Raw genomic sequence first — 18,566 nt, forward strand, 5'->3', positions numbered from 1 at the left:
TAATGTATTAAAATTCCATTTACAATATTATTATAAAATTTAAACATTAAATTTTATTTATCTAGGATTTTTAACGCTTATAGTTGTAACTTTATTAGGTGTTACTAAGAATTCAATTATAAGATTATTATATACTGGTTGCATTTCACCAACTTTAACTCCAACATAAATTTTATAATTAAATTCACACTCATTATCTGTTCTACCCTTAATTAGCTCTAGAACTTGTACATCCTTTAAACAATAATACATGTCCTTTTTATATAACTTTACAACCTCTTCCTTGATATATGGATTTAAAAGAGTAACTATAAATTGATTTGTTAGAGGATCTTTATCATTAAAAATACTCTCTTCCATATAAGTCTCTTCCTTATTGTTAGTAGATTCCATTCTAACATTATAATCATTAATGGATCCATAATTTTCAATCTTATTAAACTCTTCATAAGCAGATATGAATCTTACTAGTATTCTACTATTTAATAATTCCTTATGATCTTCTAAGAATTTTCTATCACCATATCTTATTGCTGATAAAGCTAAAGGCAACTCTTTTCTAAAAATCATATTTCTCTTTGCAGCTTCGTCTCTACCTCCCATTCCATCAACATAAACATATACCTTTAAAATAAATCTATCATCTATTCTCTTCCAGTCACCAAAAACCTCATCTCTTTTCATTGAATTTATTTTATCATATGCGTATGTTAATGCTGTTGTTAGAAACAATTCTCCTGTTTCATCACTATGAACTAATGTGTACTTTCTCCCCTCTATTGGTTCTTCATCTTTAATTCCATTCCTAAATTCTAAATTTAACATCTTAGGATTAAACATTATCTAACACCTCAAAAAAATAATATTAGCTATTCACTATATGAATTTTTAACTATATTTATGCCTAAATGGTGAAAAATAACTAGTTTATTGCTAAAATGAACTTGAGAATATACTATGGAGGAATTATATATGATTATGACAGAAAAAGAAAAAATGTTAGCGGGATTACCTTATGATCCTCAAGATAAAGAGTTAACTAAAGGTAGACTTAGAGCAAGAATTTTATTTCAAAAGTTTAACAACTTAGATCTTCCTAATAATGAAGAAGATGCTGATGAAGTATTTAAAGAGAGAAGTAATATTTTAAAAGAGCTATTTGGTTCAACTGGTGAAAGTATATATATAGAACCTAACTTTAAATGTGATTATGGATACAACATATCAGTAGGAGATAATTTCTATGCAAATTTTGATTGTGTTATGCTTGATGTTTGTAAAATTACAATAGGAGAAAACTGTTTCATTGCACCTGGTGTTCATATCTACACAGCAACTCATCCAATAGATCCTATTGAAAGACTAAAATCTGAATTTGGTAAACCTGTAACAATAGGTGATAATGTTTGGATAGGAGGACATGCTACAATAAATCCAGGAGTTACTATAGGAAATAATGTTGTTATAGCATCTGGAGCAGTTGTGACTAAAGATGTCCCTAATAACGTAGTTGTAGGTGGAAATCCAGCTAAAATAATAAAAGAAATTGAGGTTAGCCAAGCTTAAATAAAATAGGTTTTATCAAAATAACTTATTAGAAGTTTTGATACAACCTTTTTCTATTTTAAACCAACTTTGTTTATAACACTTTCTACAGGGTCTTTAACATTCTTTTCATAAGAGGTTTGATTTTCTTTTAACTAAAACTACTTGGTAAAAAGAAAACTCAATAACAGTGCATACTATTAAAATAATTAAAAATAATAAAAAAATGAATATTAATATTATATTATCCTCATATTCATTAACTTAATTTATAATAACATTAACAGGTTTTTACACATTATATAACGGTTATTACTCCTAATTTCAACGAATATTTTATAGAGGTGATTTATTATGAAAAAGATTGTATTAGCAGGTGGTTGTTTTTGGGGTGTTGAAGAGTTCTTATCAAGAATTAATGGCGTGATAGATACAGAAGTTGGTTATGCCAATGGTCGTACGCAAAATCCAACCTATGAAGAAATATGTACTAAAAATACTTATTTTGCTGAAGTTTGCCTTGTAACTTATGATGAAACTATAATATCTCTTAAAGAGTTATTAGACAACTTTTGGACAATAATAGATCCAACATCATTAAATAAACAAGGAAATGACGTTGGTAGCCAATATAGAACTGGTATTTACTATGTAGACCCTTCTGATTTAAAAGAAATTTTAGATAGTAAAGATGAAATTCAAAAATCTTATTCTAAAAAGGTAGTAACTGAAGTAAAACCATTAGAAAACTATTATAAGGCTGAAGAATATCATCAAAAATATTTAAAAAAGAATCCTAATGGTTACTGTCACATAAAACTAGACTAAACTAAGTAACTTCAACTAAATGCTTTTTAAATTCTAAAATAAACGCTTTAGACTCTTCTGATATTTTAGCAACATGATTAACTATTTTATCTATGGCATCTAATTCTGCTTCTATACTAAAGTTTTTTTTCCTAAGTTTATAGGATTTTTGAGCTAAATACATAAGTTTATCTTTTTCATCTTTAGTAAAGTTTAATAGCGGTATTCTAGATACATATCCTGAGGTTATCATGTTGCTTCTTATTAAAGCTCCTCTAACAAGATAAGTTACTAAAGATGAGTTTAGATAAGCTAATAACCACCAAACGTCCTCAGATTCACATATTATATTTGGATTAACTCCGAAAGTAGAATCTCTAGGTAATATACAGGCATTAAAAGAAACTCCCATAGATGAACATGTTATTCCACCCTTATACAACATATCTTTATTTCTAACATTAAAATTCGAAACTCTTTTTTCTATTTCTAAAAAATCTTCATGAAGATATATCTCTCTATCTGTATAAAACTTATCCTTTCCTGGATTTTTGTAAAAAGGAATATTAAATTTATTTTCCTTGTATTTAGATAAATACTCTTTATCATTACCTGTAGAAATTCCAGTTATACACTTAAACTTTTCTCCTAATCTAGTATTATTGAATAATTTCCTTATATCACTAGGACATTCTATTATAAACTCTAAATTATCCTTTTTATTATGAAGAATAATTTCTCCTAAGCTATAATACCGTTCCTTAACTTCTTTTCTAATATCCTTTATCAATAGTTCTTTAAACTCTTCCAAGGATTTTGACCTATTATTTACAATAATATCTTTTTGATACTTAGTTCCTTTTCTTAAAATAAGTATGCTTGTCCTAACATCAGCCCCCTGTGTATGAAAAAGCTCTCTAGGACACATAGTTATTTCATATATGGAACATTCCTTAAGTATCTTTTTTCTAAGTTCCTTATAATTTTTAGCCGAAAAAAAAGAATCATTAGTAATAAGACCAATAACAGCCCCTTCCTTAGCCTTATCTATTATTGCTGCCATAAACATGCTATACATGTTATGTACTCCCACCTCATGAAAGTACTCTTTTAACATATCCTTGTTATTCCTTATAAAATCTACCTCATGACAATTATATGGTGGATTAGCAATATAATAATCATAATCCCATTCACCATCATATTTATGAATACAATAATGCTTAATAAAGTTTTCTTTCCTAAATTCACACCTATAATTTTTCTTATATCTTATTAAGTCCATGCCAATTGTCTTTATCCCTAAATCACTAAAATAGTCTGTTAGCTCTTCTTTTCCACAACATGGATCAAATAATGTTTTTCCTTGATTGTTTACTTCCATAATTCTTTTTCCTATATATCTTGCAACGAATGCAGGTGTAGCATAATATCCTATTTCTCTAACATCAATAATATCCTTATACTCTATGCTAATTTGCTTATATAAGCATTTTTCTTTTCTTCCCATAAAAAAACCTCGCATTAACAAGAAATATTTTCCTATTTTATTTTACCACATTTTTCTTGTTAATTATCAATTTCCGATATCTTTACAAAATAAAAAGAGTAAAGATTAAATCTTTACTCTTTTCTTCCTATAATCCTGATTCTCTAAATTTATGATCTACAAATTCAGTTATTTTATGGAATGGTTTTTTAAGAACACATAAAACAAGGAATATTACAAAGAATACACCCAAGGCCTTTATATCTTTTACCACAGCATCCCATATTGGTCCTGCTATAGCCTCTCTAAATCCATCTATAGCATAAGTGAATGGCCATAATGGTTGTAGCACTTCAAATATTTTAGGATTTGTTTGTATTGGATAAATACCACCAGCCCCTGCTACTTGGAATACCATTATAACTATGGCTATCGCCTTCCCTATATTTCCAAACAGTGATACCAGTGTAAATATTATAACTGTAAACACTATAGAACTAATTATGGCAAAACCAAACATTAATGGCATATTCACTGGATTTACTCCTAGTATAAATATATCACCTAAAACTATTATTATTGATTGAATTAATGATATTAATAGGAATAATAACATCTTACCAAAATGTTTTTGAAGAAAATTAAGCTTTGTTCCATCTTCAAAATCTTCACATTCAGCTGTTAATAATGATGTAAGTAATAATGAACCAACCCAAATTGCTAAAACAGTATAGAAAGGTGTAAGTCCTACTCCAAATATTCCTGCATCATATACGTCTTCTTTTTTAACAGATACAGGAGCTGATATAAATGAAGCTATTTCATCAGGATTCTTACTCATAATATCAATTATATTATTTAAATTTTCCTCTGTTAAGCCTGAAGTTTTTTCTATTAATTGACTTATTGCATCTTGGAATTCACTAAGTTTGCTTGTTATTTGATCAGCCTGTTGGCTAGCAACATCACTACTAGCAATTCCAAATGTAGCTAAAGCATTTAACTGAGGAATAACAATCTTTGTTGTCTCTAATACTGAGTTTGCAGTATCTAATCCACCCTTTAATGAATCTCCTATAGTATTTAAAGCCGGCATACCATTACTATAAAAATTATTTGAAACAGTCACTAAAGATGAACTTATTTCATTACTTACATTTGAAATTGAATCTATTGCTTTAGCTATATTTTCCTTACTTTCATTATTTGATAAAGCTGTTTTTAAGGCAACTAATTGCTCTCTTTCATTTGTTACTAAATCTTTTGTTTTATTTAATTTATTTATTAAATCGCTTATTGCAGAATTTGGTTTTACTGCATTAATTTTTTCTAATGCTTCTATATTACTAGTTATAACTTTATTTAATGAATCTGTTGATGCTATTAATTTATCTATGGTCTCAATCATTTTTGAATTATCCATAGCTGCACTTAATTCTTTAAGCTTTGTAAGTAAGCTTTGTAATTCTTGATTCATTGATTGCATTGTTATAACATCACCGCTAAAGCTATTTGAAACTGAACTAACTGTTTGTTGAGTTGATGTTATTAAACTCTTACTTGCCTCAACAGTATTTTGTAGGTTATTTATTTGCTCAGTTACCTTTGGCAAATCACTTTTAACACTAGCTAAGTAAGTACTTAAATTCTTTGAATCACCATTAGCTTTTTGAACAAAATCTTGAATTTCTTTTAAACTACTATTAGCACTTTCTAAAGTATTTCTTATTTGTAGTATTTCCGGTTTATTAGTTTCTAGTTTTCCTCCTAATTGGTTTAAAAGATCAAAAGCTTCTTTGTTTACTGTATCAACGAAGTTAGATTTTATTTCTTTTGTAACTTCATCCTTAGCAACATCTGTTATTTTATTTGCTATGGCATTTGTTTTCTCGTTTACCTTATATATAATATCTGGCTTCTGAGGATTTCCTGTAGTTAAACTTGTTAATCCTTCTGAAAAGTTTGAAGGTATTTCAATCATTGCATAATACTTACCTTCATTTAATCCATAATTTCCTTGCCAACTATCTACAAATTGCCATCCTATATTATTATCTTTTTTAAGTTCATCTATTATCTCATTTCCTACATTTGCCTCTTTACCATTTACCACAGCGCCCTTGTCATTATTGACAACGGCAACTGGTAAATTTCCTGTATTAACATAAGGATCCCAACATGCTTTAATGTTAATCCATGCGTAAAGAGATGGTATTATACATAATCCAATGACTATTGCTAAAGCCGCTGGATTTTTTCTTATATTTCTTAAATCTCTTCTAAAGATTTTAAAAATTTTCTTCATATTTCACCTCTTAAAATACAGCTTATTCTGCTATTCCAGATTCCTCAAACATATCTTCAAACTTTCTAACTCTAGGATTTAAAGGTCCTTTTAATAAGTATCCTAGAAGTATAAATGCTAATCCCATTAAAGATAAAACAGCGAAATCTAGAATCACAGTACTTACTAAAGGCCCAGCAATAGCTTCTCTATACCCTGATATAGCATAGGTAAATGGGAATGCTGGTTGAACTATTCTAAAGAATAATGGGTCAACTTGTATAGGATATGATCCACCACTTCCTGCTAATTGTAAAACCATAAGTATAATAGCTAAGGCTTTACCTAAGTTTCCGAATACTGACATAAGAGTAAAGACTATTATAGTAAATATAGCTGATGCAAACATTGATATAAAAATCAATAATGCTGTATTAACACTTTGAACTCCTAAAAGGAATTTATCTCCAAAGGCTACTATAAATCCTTGTATTATACCTAAACTCACGAAAGTCATCATCTTTCCGAAATGTTTTTCTCTTAAATTAATCTTTTCACTACCTTCAAACTCAGCAGATTCTGTTTTTAATAGAGATATTAATATTAATGAACCAACCCATAGAGCTAGAACTGAATATATAGGAGCCATACCTGATCCGTAGTTTGCAACCTTATATATTGCATCAACTTTTATATTGAATGGGTTCGCAATAAAATCTCCCATAAATGCTGGGTTACTTTGAAGAATGCTTACTATTTTCCCTAATTCATCATCGCTAACATTTTGAAGCTTAGAACTTAACTCACTTATGACACCTGAGAATTCATCTAAACTATCTTTAAGCTTCTCTGATGTTGAATTTGCAAGCTGAGCGCCTTGATTGGCTGTACTTAGTAAATTATTTATTTGATCAACTAATCCATTAGCTTTATTTAATAAATCTGATGCTCCTTGAGTAGCCTTAACAAGTCCATCTGCCATTGTATTTAAAGCTGGTCTTGTATCATTATCAAATCTATTTATTGCATTTCCTACTTGGTCTTCTATTTGCTTAGTTAAGTCATTTATTGAATTAACTAATCCTTTATCTACACTTTGACCATTATTAACTTTATTTTGTAAGTCATTAAGTTTATTTTTTTCTTCATTTAATGAAGTTTGAACTCCTTTTAAAGAAGTTATCATACTAGATATCTTATCATTAGGATTTGTTTTATTAATGGCCTCTAAGAAATTAATTACAGCTGTAACACTATTATCAACCTTGTTAACTTCACTAATAGCTCTGTTTATTGTAGCACTAATTTTAGCAGAACCAGCATCACTTGCCATCGATGATAGCTCATCTAAACTATTTTGAACCTTATCTAAAGAAGTTTTTGATTCTGTTAAATTTAACCTGATATTATCAAAGGTATTATTTAAAGACTCTTTAGAGCTATTTATTAAATTCCCTGTATTCTCTGCCCCTTGTGATATATTATTTAAACCACTTGTTATTGAAGGCATTGTTTGTTGAACTTGTTGTAAATATGTGCTTAAATTTGCTGAGTTACTATTTATATTATTAAGCATATTTTTAATAGAGCTCATATTTTTATCTATAGCTATTATAGAATTTTTCAATTGAATTATATTTTCTTTATTTTTATCAATGTCGTATCCTACTCCATTTAATGAAGAGAATATAGTTTCATTAACAGTTGTTATAAAATTAGATGTTATCTCATTTACAAGAGTACTCTCTGCAACCTCAGTTATTTTTCCTGCAACAGGATTTGCTTTTGTATTAACCTTATATATTATTTCTGGTTTCTTTGGATTTTCAGACATAACACTAGTTAAATCTTCTGAAAAATCCTCAGGAATTTCTATCATTGCATAGTAAGTACCATCTATTAGTCCCATATCTGCCTGTTTAGCATTAACAATTTTCCATCCAATGTCATGGTTATTTTTAAGTTCATCAATGACATCATCTCCTACATTCATTTCTTTGCCATTGAATGAAGCTCCCTTATCATTATTTACTACAGCAATTGGGACTGTACTTGTATTTTCATAAGGATCCCAACATGCTGCTATATTTATCCATGCATAAAGTGATGGTATAAAGCATATTCCACCTATTATTAAAAGTGCTATTGGATTTTTTATTATTGCTTTAATATCTCTCTTAAACACTTTTAAAATATTACTCCACTTCATTTACACACCTCCATTTAATAAAACTAAAATAACTAAGTCCCCTTATATTCTATCTTAAATCATAAATTTAAAGAGATTCTTAAAAACTCTTAATTACTATAGTATCAAAAATTAGTTTACAAATAAACCTTTTTAAAGTGATTTTATAGATTTTTATTAGTTTATCGTTTTCAAATTAAAGTATTTTAATTAATTCAACAAATCATTGTATTATATATAAATACGTCTAATTGATTCTTTTCCTTAATATTATTTATTATTTTATTGAAATTATTATTTATATATAAATTTTTGCTTTAAATCACATAAAATATTTAATATTATTTATATTATAAATTTACAAATAGAAAATAAGTTTTGGGAGATGTTTATTATGAAAAAATTTGTTTGTAATGATTGTGGATATATTTATGATCCAGCTGTAGGTGATCCAGATAACGGAGTTGCTCCAGGAACAGCTTTCGAAAATCTTCCTAGCGATTGGGTTTGCCCACTTTGCGGTGCTGAAAAAAGTGAATTTTCTGAAGCTGAATAATCTTTAGAATATATACCTAATAAATATAAATTTATATTTACTAGGTATATATTTTTGCTCTATTGTTTTAAACTTATAAAAAATACTTAAAATTATAATATAACTAAAAAACAAAAAGGAACATAATATTATTATGTTCCTTTTAATTAATTATATTTTTTTAACAAACTCTGATTTTAAACTCATAGCTCCAAATCCATCTATTTTACAGTCTATATTGTGATCACCTTCAACTAGACGTATGTTCTTAACTTTTGTACCCTTCTTTAAAGCTGATGAAGCTCCTTTTACTTTAAGGTCTTTTATTATAGTTACAGTATCTCCATCTTGAAGTATATTTCCGTTTGAGTCTTTAACTACTAATACATCCTCATCTGCGTTTTCACTTCCTGGAGTCCACTCGTAAGCACACTCTGGGCAAACTAAAAGATTTCCATCTTCGTAAGTGTATTCAGAATTACATTTAGGGCAATTTGGTAATTTATCCATTCTACATATCCTCCGTTCATTAGTTTCAATTCCCTTAGTATAAACAAGCTTAATTCTTTTATACATATAGGGATTTACTTATAGGCTTATATAATATCATAGTCTAGCAATAATGACAAATTTTAAGCTTTTTTAAGATAAATTACTATAATCTTCTAAAATCTTAATTAATAATAAAATTTATTCTAATTTACTAAAATTCTAGGTAATTCTATCCTCAATATAAGATTTTTATCTTTTAAATTTATATTAAACTCTCCCCCCATTTGTTCTGTTAATTTTTTTGCTATGAATAATCCTAAACCATTATTTTTATTGCTTCTAGATTTATCAGCTGTAAAAAATCTGTTATGTAAAAGCTCTACGTCATCTTTATTTAAATCAAGAGCTTTATTTTTAAACTCTACAAATACCCACTTTTCATTGCAATATAAATTTATTGATACCTCATTTTCTGCATGCTTTAATACATTTTGAATTAAATTTACAAAAATTCTTTTTAAAGCCTTTTTATCTGCCAATGCCAATATATTTTCTTCAAGAATAGAAACCTTAGGTTCTATTTGTTTCAAATTAAAATCCTCATAAAAACTAAGTATAATATCAGTAAGTATGCTATTCACATTTACTTTTTCTATTTCTATTAGGTACTTTTTTTCTTCTATATTTGATAACTCAAAAAAGCTATCAAGTAATTCTTGAAGTACTATTGCTTTTTCATTTACTATATTCAAATAATTTTTTATTTCTTCTGTATCCATAGATCTATTATTAACATACTGAATATATCCTTTTATTGAGGTTAACGGAGTTCTTAAATCATGAGATATATTAGTTATCATTTCTTTTATATTTTTATTATTCTTTTCATAATAAATCCTATTTTCATCTTTCTCATCTAATATAGAGTTTATCTCATTGATTAACCCAATAATTTGTTTGTCCATAGATACGCTTGTTATTCTCTTATTTGTATTATTGTTCTTTATAATGTTCAAATTATCATTTATGTTTTTTATATCTTTCTTAAATGAGAATATTTTTATCATAGCTAGTACAAATGCACATAAAAGAATTCCTATAAATATGTTTCCCATTTCACTCATCCTAAACCTACTCTTATTTAAAATCTGTTTAATAAAAAAATTCTACTTAATATCCATCCTATTTATTTTAGTTAAGCCAATAAACATTGTTACTACTAATATTACTAATCCAATTGCTATAAAAATTAAATTATCACTAAATGTATTAGAACCTATATGTGCCACCTTATCTAAGTTACTTATTGGTTCATATTGCATTATGTTAGAAATTTTATCTCCTAAAGCTATAAATATAGTTTCTGCAACAAATTGATATAATAAATAAACTGTTATTACAACTGTCTTGTTTTGAGTTAATACTCCAATCATAAAGGCAGTTGAGATTATGCCTATATATATTGGCATTTGTATAACTATAACCTTTAATGTGTTTAATATTAAATTTAAATCTAAGTTTCCATCGTATCCATTTTTTATTGTAACCATTAAAAATGCCACAATTACATAAAACAAAACTATAAATATACATGTAATACTGCAAACTACTAATTTACTTAAATAAATTTTACTTCTAGAATATCCTGATATTATATTGTTTTTTACAGTTCCTGCTGAAAAATCTGTCATAAGCACAGATGAAATTATAGGTAAAAATAATAATATTAAAATATCTCCTGACTTTAATATCTCAACAGTAATATTAGATCCACTATTAAAATTAACTCTATTAGTACCTAAAATATTTTTTAATCCTATGACTATATAATCATGTGCAAATTTAGACATAATAAAAAATAGTAGAACTATGAGTAATAAAACAATATAAACATTTTTTTCTTTTTTTAACTTAAAAAACTCAGATCTAATTAAATTCATCATTATATATCACCTCTTTTTTCATCAGCAATCAGGCTTATAAAATAATCTTCTAAATTTAATCCTACCTCTTTAATAGAATTAACTCTTACTCCATTGCTGTTTAATTGAAATGATACTTCAGATGGATTGTCTAAATAGTCATATAATCTTATTTCACGATCATTAATTACAGTAAAATTATTTGTATTTAAATTTTCTTCTATTATTACAATAGCTTTTTCCACATTATCAACTACAATCGAAATACTCTTATTACATTCATCATTAAGTTCATCAATTGTTATTTCTTTTAATAAACATCCATTGTCAATAAACCTAAACTTAGTGGCAACTTGTGCTAATTCACTTAATATATGACTTGATAAAATAATCGTTATGTTTTGCTCCTCATTTAACTTTTTAATCATCTCTCTTAATTCTGCTATTCCCATAGGATCAAGTCCATTTAAAGGTTCATCTAAAATCAAGAAATCTGGATTATTCATAATAGCTAGAGCTATTCCAAGCCTTTGTTTCATTCCTAAAGAAAAATTTTTAAACTTCTTTTTTCCTGTATCATCTAAGTTTACCTTCTCTAGAACTTCATTGATTATGTTTTTATCCACTATTCCTTTTTGTATTCTATAAAATTCTAAATTCTCTTTAGCTGATAGATTAGGATAAAATACTGGATTTTCAATAACAGCTCCAATTCTACTCTTTGTTAGCATATCACTCTTTTCTATATTCTCTCCAAATATCATAACCTCTCCACTACTTGGAAATATTAAAGATGTTATTAATCTTAAGGTTGTAGTCTTTCCAGAACCATTTTTTCCTATGAACCCATATATATCTCCCTTTTTTATTGTCATATTAAGATTATTTACTGAACATACATTCCCAAAGTTCTTAGTAAGGTTATTGGTTTTTAAAACTAATTCTTCCATAATGTCCTCCTTGTCCATATCTTATATATTAATCTTAAAATTTACTTTTTAAGATTATTTAAAGAAAAACCTTAAGAAAGTATTAAGTTTAATCTTCCATCTTAAAACCAATTCCCCAGACAGTTCTTATATAATTTTCCTCACTATTTATTTTATTTAATTTACTCCTTAAATTACTGACATGAACATTTACAGTATTCTCATCTCCAAAAAAATTATCTTTCCAAATGCTTTCAAATATATTACTCTTAGAAAATACCTTCTTAGGATTAGTGAGAAGCAACTCTAATATATCAAATTCTTTAGTCGTTAATTGAACTTCCTCTTCCCCAACAAAAACTTTTCTACTTAAACTATTTAATTCTATATCTTTATAAAAAAATGTTCTTTTTTCATCTTCTTTATTATTGAGTGTTCTTCTTAAAACAACCTCTATTCTTGCTAAAACCTCTCTTTCATCAAAAGGCTTAGTTATATAATCATCAGCTCCCATTTTTAAAACACTTATTTTACTATCAATATCACTTTTCGCTGATATAACAATTATTGAACTTTTATATTTTTCTCTTATTTCTTCTATTAAATTTTCTCCTGAAACCCCAGGCAACATTAAATCTAATAAAATAACCTGATATTCTTCTTCTTTAAGGCAGAATTTAGCCTCAGTTCCTGAAAAAGCTTGAGTAACTTTATATTTTTCATCTCTTAATATATTTGCTAATAAGTCATTTATAGCATTGTCATCTTCAACTACTAAAATCTTCATCATTTTTTCTACTCCTAAGCTTAAGACCCTGATAAAACACTTCCATCAGAACCAACTACAAAAAGTTCTGAATTATTGATATCACCATTCTTTTTCACAATTACCTGATAGACTTTTGCACCATGTATATCTGTGTATTCTTGAAAGTTTTCATAAACATTATTAGGGTTATCTCCTATTTCTTTCTTTACAAATTCAACAGCTTGTTCAAAAGTAAAATTACCATTCAGATTATTCTCTTCCTCTGGTGTAACTTTCGAACTTGCTTTTTCGTATATTTCATTAGCTCTAGCTTCTTGATTAGGTGACATAGCATTTCCTCTAGTTAACTTACTCATAAATATTTTTGCCTCAAGATATTTACCTGAAGCATAAAGTTTTTGTCCTTCCTCTATCTGGTCATTTACCTGTTTTGCAAAATAAAATCTATCTTTCTCAAGTTCAACCTTTGCTAAAGCATCTCTATTAGTTATAGTTTCATATAATCTTATAGCCTCATCAAAATCTTCTCTATCGTAGGCATCACGAGCTTTATAAAAAATCTCATATCCCTCCATTATATCTTGTTCCTTAGGCTTTATATTTTCATCACCTTGCTTTTCCTTCTTGTTAGAGTTATCTTGGTCACTATTTTCTTGAGCTATTTCCACTTGTTCTTCTTTATTAGATTCCTCTTGTTTATCGTCCACTTTCTCTTCCATATTAACTACTTCTTTACTTTCTTCTTCTTTACTACTAGTAGCCTTTTCATTTTCACTAATACTCTCTTTCTTAGCTTCAGAATAATTATTATTCAAGGCTATAGCAGCCGTGGTTCCTCCAACAAGTATAGTCCCTACTATAGCCACAATAATTAACCTCTTTTTCATATCTTATCCCCCTAAAAATTAATTTAACATTACAAATTATTACTTTTAATTATACTATTGGAAATATTAAAAAACCATAAAAACACCTGATATTTAATTGATAAAAAATAGAGGATTACTAAAAAGTAATCCTCTATTTTTAAGCCTTAACAGCGACTATTAAATTTCTATTTATTGATTGGTCTACTCTATGTAAATAATTGTGGTAAGGTGCTTCATCAAGAACCTTAAAGCCATTTTTCTCTAAAACCACAGCTACATCATCATACTTCATAGTAAATTCGTTATATGATAAAACAAGACTTCCTTTAGTTTTTAATGCATTGTGCCATGCTGGAATTGCTTCTTTTAAAAGACCTAGTGGACTTCTCTCCATTAAAGAATCTCTATCATTTTTACTTCCATGTTGAACTCCATAAGGTAAATCAGATATTATAATATCACATGATTTTTTCTTAATAAGAAAATCTGCTTTTCTAGTATCTGAGTTAAATAATTGGAATGATTGTACCTCTCCTGAGTTAAAAGCATCCTTCTCTGAGGCTGCAGTTAAAGTAAATACATTAGCAATCTTTTTACCTTTAGCATCAGATTGTTTTGATTTCTGTGTTTTATGCTTATATTTTCCTTCTTTTAAGAATCTAACAATATATGTTTGAATTTCTTGAGTCCATTGCTCATTTATCTCAATTCCTTTAACATCAAACCCTCTTATAAAACCTTCATATAAGGTTGTCCCTTTACCACACATAGGGTCAAATAAAGTTATCTTTTTACTTCCAGTTTTACATGCACTTAAAGCAAGATTTACCATAAGCCTAGTAAATTGCTCATTAGTCTTTCCATTGTATTTTAATATTTGAACCATACTCTCTGGGAATGTATGAAAATCAGGTACACTAATAGGTCTTAATAGATTTCCTTCTACTATTTCAAATAAAGCATAGTAAATTGACGAAAAACCTAATGCTTTAAAATCCTCTTCCTTAAGCTCTCTATTTGTGCTGAAACATATTGAAGCTGGAAGCCCTAAATTTCCTTCCTCAATCTCACTAATCTCCATATCATAAGCTTCTGCAATTGCTTCTAATTCTGAGACTGCAATCTTAAGCGCTGTATCAAAATAGATACGATTATGTCCTGGATTTGCAAGTATCGCATATCTGCTCATATAAAAACATCCTCATTTCTTCTTATCTTGTACTTCTATTTTTTTATCCATAATATTATAACATCACATAGATTAAATATTAATATAAAAAAACAGAGTACTTTTTACCAAAAATACTCTGTTTTTTATATTTTATTTAAATGATTTGTTTAAGATAGATACAACATCTTCATCAGTTATTACAATTGGATCTACTTGAAATAATCCACCCATAGTTTCTCTTGCATTCCTAGCATACTTCTCCATATCTTCTTTTTTAATTTCCCAATCAGACATCTTTAAATTGTCAACTCCACAGCCTTTCATTAAGTCTTTTAAAGCTACAACAAAATCCATAGCTTTGTTAGCATCTTTTTTACCTAGAGCTTTAGCCATGTCTATCATTCTATCATCGTATTTTCCACTTTGAGCAATATGAGTATAATAAGCCTCACTTATCATTATTAATCCAGCTCCATGAGTAAGTTCAGGATGATATGCGCTTAATGCATGTTCAATTGAATGTTCTGATGTACACCCTGAAGTTGATTCAACAAGACCTGATAATGTGTTAGCTAAAGCAACATCCGATCTTGCCTCTTCGTCATTTCCATCTTCAACAGCTTTAGCTAATGACTTACCTATTAACTCAATAGCTTTAATAGCATACATATCACTTATAGCATAAGCAGTATTATTTAAATATCCCTCTGTGCTATGGAATAAAGCATCAAATCCTTGAAATGCTGTTAGCATTGGAGGCACTGTCATCATTAATTCTGGATCAACTATTGATAAAGTAGGAAATGTTTTTTCATAACCAAAGCCTATTTTTTCATTAGTATCTTCATTTGTTATTACAGTCCATGGATCAGCCTCTGTTCCAGTGCCTGCTGTAGTCGTAATAGCTACTATAGGAAGTGGATTGTTTTTAACTTCAAATCCTTTTCCTGTTCCTCCATCGATATAATCCCAATAATCACCTTCATTTGTAGCTATTACAGCTATGCTCTTAGCCGTATCAATACTGCTTCCGCCTCCTAGTCCTATAACAAAGTCACATTCATTATCTTTTGCTATTTTAGCACCCTCCATAACATGTGATTTTATTGGATTTGGAAGAATCTTATCAAATAAAATATATTCAATATTAGCTAATTCTAGTTGTTCTTCTAGCCTTCTCAAATATCCAAATTTCTTTGTTGATTTTCCTGAAGATATTATTATCAAAGCTTTCTTTCCTGGTAACTTCTCCTTATGAAGATTATTTAATTGTCCTTTTCCGAATAAAAGTCTTGTTGGCATGTAATAATTAAAATTCATATTCCCATCTCCTTTTAGAATACCTTTTATTTATATCTTTATCATAACTCTTAGAGTAAACTCCAAGTCAAGATATTATAATTCCTTCTAACATTTATATTCTAAAAATCAGAATTTAATATAAAAAAAGGAATGACTAATCATTCCTTTTTTTATGACAACAAATCCTATACTATTTTATTTCCTCTAAAAACTTATTCATAATTTCACTATTTTCACTTGTTAAAACCAATGTATCACTAGGTTTAATAATAGTAAATCCTTTTGGAATAACAACCTTATTCTCTCTTTTTATCATAACAATTAAAATTTCATCTGGAATTTCTGAATCCATTATAGCTTTATTTACAATCTTATTGTTCTCTCCAACTTTGACTTCAAATATATAGTCTTTTATCCTATTTTTAAGCTTCTTTTTATTCTCACTTTCATCATTTTCATGACATATTAGATCTAATTTCTTTGCAAACCAAGGTATTAATGTTCCCTGAATTGCTACTGAGAATAATGCAATAAAGAATATAATATGAAAAATATCATTTTCAATTGCTGAAGTCCTAGTTATTGCATATATAGCAAAAACTAATGAAGCTGCTCCTCTAAGACCAACCCAAGATATGAATACTTGCTCCTTTATAGGAACTTTAAACCAACTTAATATTGAGAATACAGCTATTGGTCTTCCTACCAATATCAAAAATATTGAAATAGCTATTCCCTCAAATGCAACGCTTGGAAGTTGTGATGGAAATGCTAAAAGTCCTAACATAAAAAATAGCATTATCTGCATTATCCATGATAACCCATCAAAAAACTGATTTAAACTCTTCTTGTGAGGTATTTTAGAGTTTCCCATTACTATACCAGCAATAAAGACACTTAAGTATCCATTTCCACCTAAAAATTCACTGATTGAATAAGCCAAAATAGCCACTGTTATAGTGAATATAGGATATAATCCCTCAATTTCAAACTCTACTTTTCTTAATATAAAAACTGCAAGCTTTGATAAAAGAAAACCAACTGCTACACCAAAAACCACTTGTTTAAATATCATACCAACAAGTCCGATACCTATTGATTCATTGCTTGTAATAAAAATTAACATAACACTTGTTAGCATATATGCAGTTGGATCGTTACTTCCACTTTCAAACTCTACTAATGTATCAATATTATTTTTTAGCTTTAAATTTCTTGAACGTAAAATGGACATAACTGAAGCTGCATCTGTAGAAGCAACAATACATCCTAATAATAATCCTTCAAATATGCTTGTTTTCAATACAAAATAACAAAATAGACCTGTAAGTCCTGCGGTTATTACAACACCTAAGGTAGACAACATAATTGCAGGCACAGATATAGTCTTTGCCTTTTTCCACTCAGTGCAAAAACCACCATAAAACATTATAAATACCAAGGCTATTGATGATAAAGAATAGGTAATATTATAGTTATCAAAATATATTCCACCAATACCATCAGATCCAAATAGCATCCCTATTATAATAAATACTAAAAGTACAGGCACCCCCCACTTATAAAAAATCTTACTAGATATTATGCATGTAAGTAGTACTAGTCCACTTAGTATCATTAAATTCACCATATTAAAGTACCCCCTTAAATTTATTTGCAAATACCTCTTTATTTTTTCCTCGACTTTTAAATTTGATTTCCCCAATTATACTTTTTATATTAAATTATAATTTTTAAGATTTTATGTGCTTAAAATTAAAAATATAAAAAAAATAAAAAAACTGCTGTTAACTTAGTTATCAGCAGTTAATAAATTATAATTTTTAATACTCTCAATTTTGTTATATAAATCTTTAAAATTACATAACTTTAGTAGGAATTACTGCATCTATAATTCCAATAACTAAAGCGGCTAATAACGCACCTATAATAGATACACTCATGCTTGGAACTAAGAATTGTGTTACGTATATTATTATTGCAGCAATTATAAATCCTTTTATTCCTTTACCAAAAGGTGATGCATCAACACCCATAAATAATTCTACTAAATAATCTAGTACTGATATTATAACAGCAGCTATTAAAAATGGCCAAAATCCCTTTATTGAAAAACCTGGAGTTACAAATGATGTTACTAATAAAACTATTGCAACTAATATGAATCTTCCTATCCATTTTAATATGCTACCTTCACCTTTTTTATTATTTTCGTTTCCCATAAGATTTCCTCCTTTGATAAAATTATGTTTTTTACAAAACAC

At 27.9% G+C, this 18,566-nt stretch carries 17 protein-coding genes; 3 read left to right on the forward strand and 14 right to left on the reverse strand.

Annotation, left to right across the window (positions count from 1 at the left end; all coding sequences use genetic code 11):
- Positions 1-57: 57 nt before the first annotated feature.
- On the reverse strand, positions 58-840 hold the full coding sequence (locus tag AC2A4K_RS16785) for a staygreen family protein (RefSeq protein WP_322504843.1): 783 nt from the start codon (positions 838-840) through the stop codon (positions 58-60).
- 132 nt (positions 841-972) lie between these two features.
- Between AC2A4K_RS16785 and AC2A4K_RS16790 the strand changes: the two genes are divergently transcribed.
- Complete coding sequence (locus tag AC2A4K_RS16790) at positions 973-1,566, forward strand: sugar O-acetyltransferase (protein ID WP_322504844.1); 594 nt, start codon at positions 973-975, stop codon at positions 1,564-1,566.
- 333 nt (positions 1,567-1,899) lie between these two features.
- Positions 1,900-2,373 (forward strand): peptide-methionine (S)-S-oxide reductase MsrA, encoded by a 474-nt coding sequence (gene msrA, locus AC2A4K_RS16795; protein ID WP_322504845.1) that lies wholly within the window; start codon positions 1,900-1,902, stop codon positions 2,371-2,373.
- 1 nt (position 2,374) lies between these two features.
- On the opposite strand, the gene AC2A4K_RS16800 is transcribed toward msrA, so the two are convergent.
- The 3 genes from AC2A4K_RS16800 to AC2A4K_RS16810 form a co-directional block, all read right to left on the reverse strand.
- Positions 2,375-3,862, reverse strand: a complete 1,488-nt coding sequence (locus tag AC2A4K_RS16800) for an N-6 DNA methylase (protein ID WP_322504846.1) — start codon at positions 3,860-3,862, stop codon at positions 2,375-2,377.
- Between the two features lie 127 nt (positions 3,863-3,989).
- Positions 3,990-6,146 carry a YhgE/Pip domain-containing protein gene (locus AC2A4K_RS16805; RefSeq protein WP_322504847.1) on the reverse strand — a complete coding sequence of 719 codons (2,157 nt, stop codon included), beginning with the start codon at positions 6,144-6,146 and terminating at the stop codon, positions 3,990-3,992.
- A gap of 22 nt (positions 6,147-6,168) precedes the next feature.
- Positions 6,169-8,334 carry a YhgE/Pip domain-containing protein gene (locus tag AC2A4K_RS16810; protein ID WP_322504848.1) on the reverse strand — a complete coding sequence of 722 codons (2,166 nt, stop codon included), beginning with the start codon at positions 8,332-8,334 and terminating at the stop codon, positions 6,169-6,171.
- A gap of 373 nt (positions 8,335-8,707) precedes the next feature.
- Here AC2A4K_RS16810 and rd point away from each other — a divergent pair, with 373 nt between their 5' ends.
- Complete coding sequence (gene rd / locus AC2A4K_RS16815) at positions 8,708-8,869, forward strand: rubredoxin (RefSeq protein ID WP_322504849.1); 162 nt, start codon at positions 8,708-8,710, stop codon at positions 8,867-8,869.
- A gap of 150 nt (positions 8,870-9,019) precedes the next feature.
- Here the strand turns inward: rd and AC2A4K_RS16820 are convergent, their stop codons facing one another.
- From AC2A4K_RS16820 to AC2A4K_RS16865, 10 genes are all read right to left on the reverse strand, one after another.
- Positions 9,020-9,358, reverse strand: coding sequence for a zinc ribbon domain-containing protein YjdM (locus AC2A4K_RS16820; RefSeq protein WP_003469869.1), 339 nt, complete (start codon positions 9,356-9,358; stop codon positions 9,020-9,022).
- A gap of 185 nt (positions 9,359-9,543) precedes the next feature.
- The gene (locus AC2A4K_RS16825) at positions 9,544-10,455 is read right to left on the reverse strand and encodes a sensor histidine kinase (RefSeq protein ID WP_322504850.1); all 912 of its coding nucleotides are present in this window, start codon (positions 10,453-10,455) and stop codon (positions 9,544-9,546) included.
- A 51-nt stretch (positions 10,456-10,506) separates the two neighbouring features.
- A complete protein-coding gene (locus AC2A4K_RS16830) occupies positions 10,507-11,283 on the reverse strand; it encodes a DUF2705 family protein (RefSeq protein ID WP_322504851.1) in 777 nt (258 codons plus the stop codon).
- Positions 11,283-12,212, reverse strand: coding sequence for an ABC transporter ATP-binding protein (locus tag AC2A4K_RS16835; protein ID WP_322504852.1), 930 nt, complete (start codon positions 12,210-12,212; stop codon positions 11,283-11,285). Before AC2A4K_RS16835 ends, AC2A4K_RS16830 begins: the two co-directional genes overlap by 1 nt.
- An 88-nt stretch (positions 12,213-12,300) precedes the next feature.
- Positions 12,301-12,981 carry a response regulator transcription factor gene (locus AC2A4K_RS16840; protein ID WP_322504853.1) on the reverse strand — a complete coding sequence of 227 codons (681 nt, stop codon included), beginning with the start codon at positions 12,979-12,981 and terminating at the stop codon, positions 12,301-12,303.
- A 17-nt stretch (positions 12,982-12,998) separates the two neighbouring features.
- Complete coding sequence (locus AC2A4K_RS16845; protein ID WP_322504854.1) at positions 12,999-13,847, reverse strand: hypothetical protein; 849 nt, start codon at positions 13,845-13,847, stop codon at positions 12,999-13,001.
- A 139-nt stretch (positions 13,848-13,986) separates the two neighbouring features.
- Positions 13,987-15,018: a TRM11 family SAM-dependent methyltransferase gene (locus AC2A4K_RS16850; protein ID WP_322504855.1), complete on the reverse strand. Its 1,032-nt coding sequence runs from the start codon at positions 15,016-15,018 to the stop codon at positions 13,987-13,989.
- 132 nt (positions 15,019-15,150) lie between these two features.
- A complete protein-coding gene (locus AC2A4K_RS16855; RefSeq protein ID WP_322504856.1) occupies positions 15,151-16,320 on the reverse strand; it encodes an iron-containing alcohol dehydrogenase in 1,170 nt (389 codons plus the stop codon).
- Between the two features lie 172 nt (positions 16,321-16,492).
- The gene (locus AC2A4K_RS16860) at positions 16,493-17,932 is read right to left on the reverse strand and encodes a potassium/proton antiporter (RefSeq protein ID WP_322504857.1); all 1,440 of its coding nucleotides are present in this window, start codon (positions 17,930-17,932) and stop codon (positions 16,493-16,495) included.
- A gap of 229 nt (positions 17,933-18,161) precedes the next feature.
- On the reverse strand, positions 18,162-18,524 hold the full coding sequence (locus tag AC2A4K_RS16865; protein ID WP_322504858.1) for a phage holin family protein: 363 nt from the start codon (positions 18,522-18,524) through the stop codon (positions 18,162-18,164).
- Positions 18,525-18,566 lie beyond the last annotated feature (42 nt).

This window comes from Clostridium sp. LIBA-8841 (assembly GCF_057782475.1).